The organism is Pseudomonas sp. NPDC087803, assembly GCF_044742995.1.
Lineage (GTDB): Bacteria > Pseudomonadota > Gammaproteobacteria > Pseudomonadales > Pseudomonadaceae > Aquipseudomonas.
In genome coordinates, this window is the sequence record NZ_JBIUVO010000027.1 from 31,061 (window position 1) to 39,250 (window position 8,190).

The following is an 8,190-nucleotide window of genomic DNA, read 5'->3' on the forward strand; positions in this document are numbered from 1 at the left end:
AGCAGAATGCTCGGACATTCTGCTGGAGCCGGCCCGTGAAAGCCCTCGACGAACTGACCTTCGACAACCGCTTCGCCCGCCTGGGTGATGCGTTTTCCGCCCATGTGCTGCCCGAGCCGATCGACAACCCGCGTCTGGTCGTCGCCAGCCCCGCGGCCCTGGCCTTGCTCGATCTCGACCCGACGACGGCTGACACTCAGGAATTCGCCGAACTGTTCGGTGGCCACAAGCTGTGGGCCGATGCCGAGCCACGGGCGATGGTCTATTCCGGGCACCAGTTTGGCGGCTACACGCCGCAACTGGGCGATGGCCGAGGCTTGCTGCTGGGCGAGGTCTACAACAACGCCGGCGAACACTGGGACCTGCATTTGAAGGGTGCCGGACAGACGCCGTTTTCGCGTATGGGCGATGGCCGCGCGGTATTGCGTTCGTCGATCCGTGAATTCCTCGCCTCCGAAGCGCTGCACGCGCTGAACATCCCGTCTTCGCGCGCGGCCTGCGTGATTGGCTCCGACACTCCGGTGTGGCGCGAGAAGCAGGAGCGCGCGGCGATGGTGTTGCGTCTGGCGCCGAGCCATGTGCGCTTCGGCCACTTCGAATACTTCTACTACACCAAGCGTCCCGAGCAGCAGAAACAGCTCGGTGAGCACGTACTGGCGATGCACTATCCCGAATGCCTGGAGCAGCCGGAGCCGTATCTGGCGATGTTCCGCGAGATCGTCGAGCGCAATGCCGAACTGATCGCCAAGTGGCAGGCCTACGGCTTCTGTCACGGGGTGATGAACACCGACAACATGTCGATCCTCGGTATCACCTTCGACTTCGGCCCGTTCGCCTTCCTCGACGATTTCGACGCCAACTTCATCTGCAACCACTCCGATGATCAGGGCCGCTACTCGTTCAGCAACCAAGTGCCGATCGGCCAGTGGAACCTCAGCGCCCTGGCCCAGGCCCTGACGCCGTTCATCAGCGTCGAAGCCCTGCGCGAAACCCTCGGCCTGTACCTGCCCCTGTTCCAGGCGCACTACCTCGACCTGATGCGTCGTCGCCTCGGTTTCACCAGCGCCGAAGACGACGACCAGAAACTGCTCGAAGACCTGCTGCAACTGATGCAGAACAGCGGCGTCGATTACACCCTGTTCTTCCGCCGCCTCGGCGAAGCGTCCGCAGAACAGGCCATCACCCAACTGCGCGACGACTTTGTCGACATCAAAGGCTTCGACGTCTGGGGCGAGCGCTACGTGGCGCGGGTTACCCGCGATGGCGACAGCGATCAGGCACAACGCCGAGCGCGGATGCACGCGGTCAACCCGTTGTACATCCTGCGCAACTACCTGGCGCAAAAGGCGATCGACGCCGCCGAACAAGGCGACTATTCAGAAGTCCGGCGCCTGCATGCGGTGCTGAGCAAGCCGTTCGACGAACAGCCGGGGATGGACGGTTATGCCGAGCGGCCGCCGGAGTGGGGCAAGCATCTGGAGATCAGTTGCTCGTCTTGAGGCCGACTAGATGAACACGTCTACAGGTAGCTTGAAAAACTCGGCCAGCCAGCGAACCTGCCGCAAGTTTAACTGCCGCTTGCCGCTCAGGATTTCCGAGACAACTGACTGAGTACCGACCCCGGGCAAATCGCTCTGGGTCAAACCATGTTCACGCATCAAATATCCCAACACTTCATGACCTGGTGGTTTCGGCGCCGGATGATGCGTGCGATCCCACTCCTCAATCCAGTCACTGATGATGTCCAGCAGGCTCGCGAGTGGATGCGAGCCATCATCACCGGTTATCTCAAGGATCTCGTCGACGGCCTGAACCAAGGCGTCGTAATCCTCTTCATTTTCTGGCCGACGCAGAGGACGAGGAAAGAAATCCGGATTTTGGTCAGCACCGGAATCTAGCCAAACATTCTCGAAACCGACAAAGTCCCCGGCAAGCGAGTACATCGCGCGGACATTTAAGTCTTTAACAGACTCAGATCCTTCTAAAAGCTTTGAGAGCGAAAGACGTTTATCCGTTGTGAAGGCCATAGGGATGGGAGTCCAAGCGTTATTTCGTTCAGGTCTGCTCAAGATTACCAATTGGATCAAATACAGATAATCAGATTCAGCACCGACGCGCGTAGGTCATTTCCTTAAGTGACGATGGTAATGACCTACAGACCGATTCCTTGATAATCGCGACTTTGCCTCCAGATCAGTCTTATAGACTTCCTGCCCGAGAGCCCATCATGTCTGAACCACTCCTTATCCCCTGCCCCGCCTGCAACGGCCTCAACCGCATCCCCGCCGAACGCCTGGGCGATCAGCCGAAGTGCGGGCGCTGCAAATCCGAGGTGCTGCTGAGCAAGCCGTTCGAACTCAAGCAAGGCGATTACGCCAGCCAGATCAAAGGGGATCTGCCGTTGTTAGTGGATGTGTGGGCGGACTGGTGTGGGCCGTGCAAGTCGTTTGCACCGGTGTTCGAGCAGGCGGCGGCGCAGTTGGCGGGTAAGTGTCGCTTGGCCAAGCTCGACAGCGAGGCCAATCAACAGTTGTCGGCGCAGTTGGGGATTCGTTCGATTCAGAGTTTGATTCTGTTCAAGAACGGTTGGGAAGTGGCACGCCAGAGCGGGGCGTTTCCGTTGCCGCAGTTGATGGCGTGGCTGCGTAGCCAGGGCATCTGACCCAACACAAATTCAATTGTAGGAGTGAGCCTGCTCGCGATGGCGCCCGCTCAGTCAACAGAGATGTTGAACGTGCTGGCCTCTTCGCAAGTAGGCTCGCTCCCACAGGCGGGTGAGGTGCAATCCGGAAATCAATGGTCTTCGAGCAGGTTATGCAGTTCGACGAACTGTTGCGTCAGTTTGTGCCGTGGGTCGAGGTAGATCAGCGGGGTACTGGCCTGGTGCGATTCACGCATGCGCACCGAGCTGTTCAGGTACACCGGCAGCACCGGCAAGCCCTCGGCAATCAACTCATCGAGAATCTGCTGCGGCAGGCTGGCCCGAGCCTGGAACTGGTTGACCACGATGCCTTCGACGTCCAGACCTTCATTGTGGTCTTCCTTCAACTCTTCGATCTCCGCCAGCAGGCCGTACAGCGCCTGGCGCGAGAAGCTGTCGCAATCGAAGGGAATCAATACTCGATCGGCGGCGATCAGTGCCGACACCGCATAGAAGTTCAGCGCTGGCGGCGTGTCGAGATAAATCCGGTCGTATTCGCCGTCCAGCTCATCCAGCAATTTACGCAGCTTGTTGATCTTGTGCTTGGCCTCAAGCTTGGGCTGCAGATCGGCCAGCTCGGCGGTGGCGGTGATGATGTGCAGGTTGTCGAACGGGGTTTCGTAGATGTCCGCCTGGTTTTTCTTCGAGAACGGCCCGGAAGACAGGGTCTGTTTGAAGAAATCGGCAATGCCCATCGGTATGTCGTTGCCGGTGAGCCCCGTCAGATACTGAGTGGAGTTGGCCTGGGCATCGAGGTCGACCAACAGCGTGCGATAGCCCTCGCTGGCACTTACCGCCGCCAGATTGCAGGCAATGCTGGACTTGCCCACGCCACCTTTCTGATTGAACACCACGCGCCGCATGACAAAACCTCCGTGTATCAAAGAATGACCGAGTGTAGTTGCCTGTGCGTGCGCTTCGCTACCTTCAACGACGCGGACTACAGAGTCAGGCGCAAAAATCTGCGGGTACAGAGAGCAAAAACCTCTCGCGTGCGCTGATATGCCCGACAGACAAATCCCCCACGATCTGGATAATGGCCAAGTGACAGTTTTTCCGCGAACCACTCGGTACATTTTGCTGCGCAAAACGTAACCAACATTTGCTACACACTCGTCGCACCGGGATAATGCGCGCCACCCGGCGCCAAGCGCCACGTCAGGTCAGCCGCGGCTTTGGCGACTCAAAGCGTCATAAAAGCCCGCAGGGGCGGGATGAACTCCGTGATCAACTTCAACATCGCCCAATGGCGCGCGTGGGCCCCGGGGCTCGACAGCGTGGACGCGTGGCAAGCCTGGAGCCGACAACCGGTCGCGCTCCCGGGCAGCGATGCCGCGCCCGATGTGTCGTTTCTGCCGGCAATGCAGCGCCGTCGGCTCAGCCGCTTGGCGCGCATGGCCTTCAGTGTCGGCTGGCCGCTGGCCGACGGACGGGAAAACCTGCCGCTGGTGTTTGTTTCACGCCACGGCGAAACCCCGCGCACCTTCGAGATCCTCAGCGACCTGGCCAAGGACGAGCCGTTGTCGCCGACCCAGTTCAGCCTGTCGGTACACAACGCGATCATCGGTCTGTGGTCGATCATGCGAGGCGAAACCAGCGAAATGACCGCCCTTGCGGCCGCGGGCGATGGCCTGGAACACGGCATCCTCGAAGCCGCCGCGCTGCTCGATGAAGGCGCTCCGGCGGTGCTGCTGATCATCACCGAAGAACAGCCGCCCCAGGCCTATTCGCAGTGGATCGACGACGTCCCGTTCCCTTATGCGCTGGGTCTGCTGCTCACCCCCGGTACCGACTGGCGGCTGACCCTGAACAGCGGACCGGAGGCACTGTCCAAAGCGCAATGGCCACACGCGCTGAATCTGTTGCGCACCCTGCTCGGCCAGCAATCCCATTGCCAACATGCCTGGAAAAATCGTGTATGGACCTGGCAACGCAACCCGTGACTGAGAAGAACCGCGACGCCTATTACTGGCGCTTGCTGGCCACCGCGGCCAGTTTCGCCCTGTTCGGGCTGGGCGGGCTGTGCCTGCGCGTACTGGTATTTCCGCTACTCGGCTGCCTGCCGGGTGACGCGCTCCAGCATCGCCGACGCGCGCGGCAGACCGTCAGTCGGCTGTTCTGGTTTTTCGTGCGGTTCATGGCCCGTACTGGCGTACTGACCTACGACATTCAAGGGGCGGAACGTCTAGGTCGCCCGGGGCAGATGATCATCGCCAACCACCCGTCGCTGATCGACGTGGTGTTCCTGATCGGTCTGGTGCGCCAGGCCAATTGCGTGGTGAAGAAAAGCCTCTGGGAAAACCCCTTCACCCGCGGCCCACTGCGCAGCACCGAGTACATCAGCAATGACGGCAGCATGGACATGCTCGATGCCGCGGCCGAATCCCTGCAAAACGGCCAGACCCTGATCATTTTCCCCGAGGGCACGCGCACTCAACCCGGTCAGGCGCCAGCCTTTCATCGGGGGGCGGCGGCGATTGCCCTGCGTGGTGCGAAAATCCTTACGCCAGTGGTCATCAAGGTCAACCCGACCACCCTGACCAAGGCCGAACCCTGGTATCGCATCCCCCGCCGCCGCGTGCACTTCAGTTTTCGTGTCGGGGCCGATATAGACCCACAGACTTTCGCCACGCAAGGCCCGGCACCGCAGGCCTCGCGCAAGCTCAATGATTATTTGCACTCTTACTACATTAAGGAGCTCGCCGAAGATGAGCGATCTGAATAACCCTGGCCTGGTGCGCGACATCAAACTGCTGATCATCGATGCCCTGGGCCTCGAAGACATCAGCGTCGACGACATCGGCGACGAACAGACGCTGTTCGGCGAAGGCCTGGGCCTGGACTCCGTCGACGCACTGGAGCTGGGTCTGGCGATCCAGAAAAAGTACGGCATCAAGATCGACGCCGACGCCAAAGACACCCGTAACCACTTCACCAACGTGGCGAGCCTTGCGGCGTTCGTCACGGCAAAACAGGCAGCTTGAGACCGGACCATGCAAACTCGTGACGACATTTTCCACACCCTGCGCGATGCCTTGGTCGAGCTGTTCGAACTGGATCCGGCGCGGATCAGCCTGGAGTCCAACCTGTATCAGGATCTGGAGATCGACAGCATCGACGCGGTCGACCTGATCGATCACATCAAACGCCAGACCGGCAAGAAAATCGCCGCCGAAGAATTCAAATCGGTGCGCACTGTCGGTGACGTGGTCGAGGCGGTCTACCGTCTGGTTCAACCGGCCGCATGAGCCGATTGATCGGCCTCGGCCTGCTGCTGGCGGGGCTGCTGTACCCCTTTGCGGTGTATTTCGGCATGGAGCACTTCGCCCCGTGGCAGTTCGGACTGCTGTTGGGCGGGCTGTGGCTGGCGCGCGCGCTGACCGGCGAGCGCAAGCCCGGCAGCCGCTGGATGGCCTGTGTGGCGATCGTGTTCTGCCTGCTGCTGGCGCTGTTCGACAGTCCGCTGTTGCTGCGCTGGTATCCGGTGTTGATCAGCGGCTTCATGCTGGTGCTGTTCAGCCTGAGCCTGAAATACGGCCCGCCGATGGTCGAGCGCCTGGCGCGACTGCGCGAGCCGCACCTGCCGCCCGAGGCGATCCGCTACACCCGCCAGGTCACCGTGGCCTGGAGCGTGTTTTTCTTCTGCAACGGTTTGTGCGCCGCGCTCCTGACCCTGTGGGCGCCGCTGCATTGGTGGATGTTGTACACCGGCCTGATCTCCTACGGATTGATCGGCCTGATGTTTGCCATTGAATGGCTGATACGACAACGGGTAAGAGGCCGTACATGAACTGGATAAAACTTGAGCACCTGCTGCTCAAGGCCCTGCCGGAGCGCGCGATCAGCGCCGCCCCGGCGCTCGACCACACGCAACTGCGCGAGCAGGCGCTGAGCGTTGCCGCCGGCCTGCAAGCACGCGGTGTGCAGCGCATGGCGGTACATCTGGAAGATGCCGCCGACCTCGCCATCGCCCTGTTCGGAGCCTGGCGCGCCGGCGTCGCCGTCCTGCTGCCCTCCGACCTGCAAGCGCAGACCCGCCAGCGCTGGTCGAGTGAAGTCGATCTGTGGCTGAGCGATCACCCCGATGATGCTCACCTGAGCGATCTGCTGCAGCCTGCCCTGCCCGGTGCCGAACTCGATCTCGAACAGTGTCGCCTGAGCCTGTGCACCTCCGGCTCCAGCGGTGAACCCAAGCGTATCGACAAGACCCTGCGTCAACTGGCCAACGAGGTCGAGGCACTGGAGCAACTGTGGGGCGCGGATCTCGGTGCAGCCTGGATCATCGGCAGCGTCGCCACCCAGCACATCTATGGTTTGCTGTTCCGGGTGCTGTGGCCGCTGTGCGCCGGGCGCCCATTCGTGCGCAGGCAACTGGCGTTCCCGGAAGACCTGCAGCGCGCCAGCCGCGAACACCCGGCCTTCGCCTGGGTTGGCAGCCCGGCGCTGCTCAAGCGCATGGGCGATAACCTCGACTGGCCGGCCCTGAGCGCCGTGCGCCGGGTGTTTTCCTCCGGCGGTGCGTTGCCGGCAGACGCGGCGCAGAGTCTGCAGCAACGCCTGCAACAGTGGCCGACGGAAATCCTCGGCAGCTCGGAAACCGGCGGCATCGCCTGGCGTCAGGGCGCCAGCCTGTGGCAGCCCTTCGCCGGGGTTGAACTGAGTCAGGACAGCGACGGCGCCCTGCTGATCGCCTCGCCCTATTTGCCGGCCGGGCATGTCGAACACACCGCCGACGCCGCGCGCATCGCTGCCGACGGGCGTTTCGAACTGCTCGGGCGGCTGGACCGCATCGTCAAACTCGAAGAGAAGCGTATCTCCCTGCCGATGCTCGAACAGGCACTGGTCGCCCACGACTGGGTCGCCGAAGCACGCCTGGGCGTGGTTCAGGAAAACCGTGCGGTGCTGGGCGCCTTGCTGGTGCTTAGCGACGCGGGCCTGTTCGCCTTGCGTGAACAGGGCCGTCGCAGCCTGACCGAAGCCCTGCGCAAACACCTGAGCCAGCATTGCGAAGCGCTGGCCTTGCCCCGGCGCTGGCGTCTGGTGCGGCAACTGCCGCTGAACAGTCAGGGCAAGCTGCCGCAGGCCGACATCGAAGCGCTGCTGCTGGCGCCACGGCCGAAAGCGCCAGAAGTGCTGGAGCAGGTCGAAACCGACGGCGAGTGGAGCCTGCAATTGAGTATTCCGCCAGACTTGGCCTACTTCAGCGGCCACTTCCCCAAAGCCCCGGTGCTGCCCGGCGTGGTGCAGGTCGAATGGGCACTCAACCTCGGCCGACAACTGCTGGACCTGCCCGGCAAATTTGCCGGCATGGAAGTGCTGAAATTTCAGCAACTGGTGCGCCCGGGCGATGAAGTCCAGTTGCACCTGCGTTTCGATCCCGAACGCAGCAAGCTGTATTTCGCCTACCGCAACGACACCGCGACCTGCTCCAGCGGGCGAATCCTGCTAGGAGCTGCCGATGCATAACCTGTGGCGAGGGAGCTTGCTCC

10 protein-coding genes are annotated in these 8,190 nt (G+C 61.8%); 8 read left to right on the plus strand and 2 right to left on the minus strand.

Translation table 11 applies throughout. The features are described from left to right. Positions 1–35 precede the first annotated feature (35 nt). Positions 36–1,499 carry a protein adenylyltransferase SelO gene (selO, locus tag ACIOUG_RS15305; RefSeq protein WP_401066708.1) on the plus strand — a complete coding sequence of 488 codons (1,464 nt, stop codon included), beginning with the start codon at positions 36–38 and terminating at the stop codon, positions 1,497–1,499. 6 nt (positions 1,500–1,505) lie between these two features. Here selO and ACIOUG_RS15310 read toward each other — a convergent pair whose 3' ends face one another. Next, entirely contained in the window at positions 1,506–1,943 is a 438-nt protein-coding gene (locus ACIOUG_RS15310; RefSeq protein WP_401066751.1) for a type II toxin-antitoxin system HigA family antitoxin, read from the minus strand. Between the two features lie 284 nt (positions 1,944–2,227). Here ACIOUG_RS15310 and trxC point away from each other — a divergent pair, with 284 nt between their 5' ends. Next, positions 2,228–2,662, plus strand: a complete 435-nt coding sequence (gene trxC, locus ACIOUG_RS15315; protein ID WP_401066709.1) for a thioredoxin TrxC — start codon at positions 2,228–2,230, stop codon at positions 2,660–2,662. A 131-nt stretch (positions 2,663–2,793) separates the two neighbouring features. Here trxC and ACIOUG_RS15320 read toward each other — a convergent pair whose 3' ends face one another. After that, positions 2,794–3,564: a ParA family protein gene (locus tag ACIOUG_RS15320; protein WP_401066711.1), complete on the minus strand. Its 771-nt coding sequence runs from the start codon at positions 3,562–3,564 to the stop codon at positions 2,794–2,796. Between the two features lie 351 nt (positions 3,565–3,915). Between ACIOUG_RS15320 and ACIOUG_RS15325 the strand changes: the two genes are divergently transcribed. The 6 genes from ACIOUG_RS15325 to ACIOUG_RS15350 are packed head-to-tail and all read left to right on the plus strand — an operon-like array spanning position 3,916 to position 8,167. Next, positions 3,916–4,644 carry a beta-ketoacyl synthase chain length factor gene (locus ACIOUG_RS15325; protein ID WP_401066713.1) on the plus strand — a complete coding sequence of 243 codons (729 nt, stop codon included), beginning with the start codon at positions 3,916–3,918 and terminating at the stop codon, positions 4,642–4,644. Beyond that, positions 4,620–5,426, plus strand: coding sequence for a lysophospholipid acyltransferase family protein (locus ACIOUG_RS15330; RefSeq protein WP_401066714.1), 807 nt, complete (start codon positions 4,620–4,622; stop codon positions 5,424–5,426). The genes ACIOUG_RS15325 and ACIOUG_RS15330 overlap by 25 nt, the downstream gene beginning before the upstream one ends. Beyond that, entirely contained in the window at positions 5,410–5,685 is a 276-nt protein-coding gene (locus ACIOUG_RS15335) for a phosphopantetheine-binding protein (RefSeq protein WP_127648661.1), read from the plus strand. Before ACIOUG_RS15330 ends, ACIOUG_RS15335 begins: the two co-directional genes overlap by 17 nt. 9 nt (positions 5,686–5,694) lie before the next feature. Continuing rightward, a complete protein-coding gene (locus ACIOUG_RS15340) occupies positions 5,695–5,949 on the plus strand; it encodes an acyl carrier protein (protein WP_401066716.1) in 255 nt (84 codons plus the stop codon). Beyond that, positions 5,946–6,491 carry a hypothetical protein gene (locus ACIOUG_RS15345; RefSeq protein ID WP_401066718.1) on the plus strand — a complete coding sequence of 182 codons (546 nt, stop codon included), beginning with the start codon at positions 5,946–5,948 and terminating at the stop codon, positions 6,489–6,491. Before ACIOUG_RS15340 ends, ACIOUG_RS15345 begins: the two co-directional genes overlap by 4 nt. Continuing rightward, entirely contained in the window at positions 6,488–8,167 is a 1,680-nt protein-coding gene (locus tag ACIOUG_RS15350) for an AMP-binding protein (RefSeq protein ID WP_401066719.1), read from the plus strand. Before ACIOUG_RS15345 ends, ACIOUG_RS15350 begins: the two co-directional genes overlap by 4 nt. Positions 8,168–8,190 lie beyond the last annotated feature (23 nt).

Excerpts from the sequence above, each read along its gene's own strand:
- ACIOUG_RS15330 (WP_401066714.1), top strand. The coding sequence starts at position 4,620 with ATGGACCTGGCAACGCAACCCGTGACTGAGAAGAACCGCGACGCCTAT.
- ACIOUG_RS15310 (WP_401066751.1), bottom strand. The coding sequence starts at position 1,943 with ATGTACTCGCTTGCCGGGGACTTTGTCGGTTTCGAGAATGTTTGGCTA.
- trxC (WP_401066709.1), top strand. The coding sequence starts at position 2,228 with ATGTCTGAACCACTCCTTATCCCCTGCCCCGCCTGCAACGGCCTCAAC.
- ACIOUG_RS15340 (WP_401066716.1), top strand. The coding sequence starts at position 5,695 with ATGCAAACTCGTGACGACATTTTCCACACCCTGCGCGATGCCTTGGTC.
- ACIOUG_RS15335 (WP_127648661.1), top strand. The coding sequence starts at position 5,410 with ATGAGCGATCTGAATAACCCTGGCCTGGTGCGCGACATCAAACTGCTG.
- ACIOUG_RS15345 (WP_401066718.1), top strand. The coding sequence starts at position 5,946 with ATGAGCCGATTGATCGGCCTCGGCCTGCTGCTGGCGGGGCTGCTGTAC.
- ACIOUG_RS15320 (WP_401066711.1), bottom strand. The coding sequence starts at position 3,564 with ATGCGGCGCGTGGTGTTCAATCAGAAAGGTGGCGTGGGCAAGTCCAGC.
- ACIOUG_RS15325 (WP_401066713.1), top strand. The coding sequence starts at position 3,916 with ATGAACTCCGTGATCAACTTCAACATCGCCCAATGGCGCGCGTGGGCC.
- ACIOUG_RS15350 (WP_401066719.1), top strand. The coding sequence starts at position 6,488 with ATGAACTGGATAAAACTTGAGCACCTGCTGCTCAAGGCCCTGCCGGAG.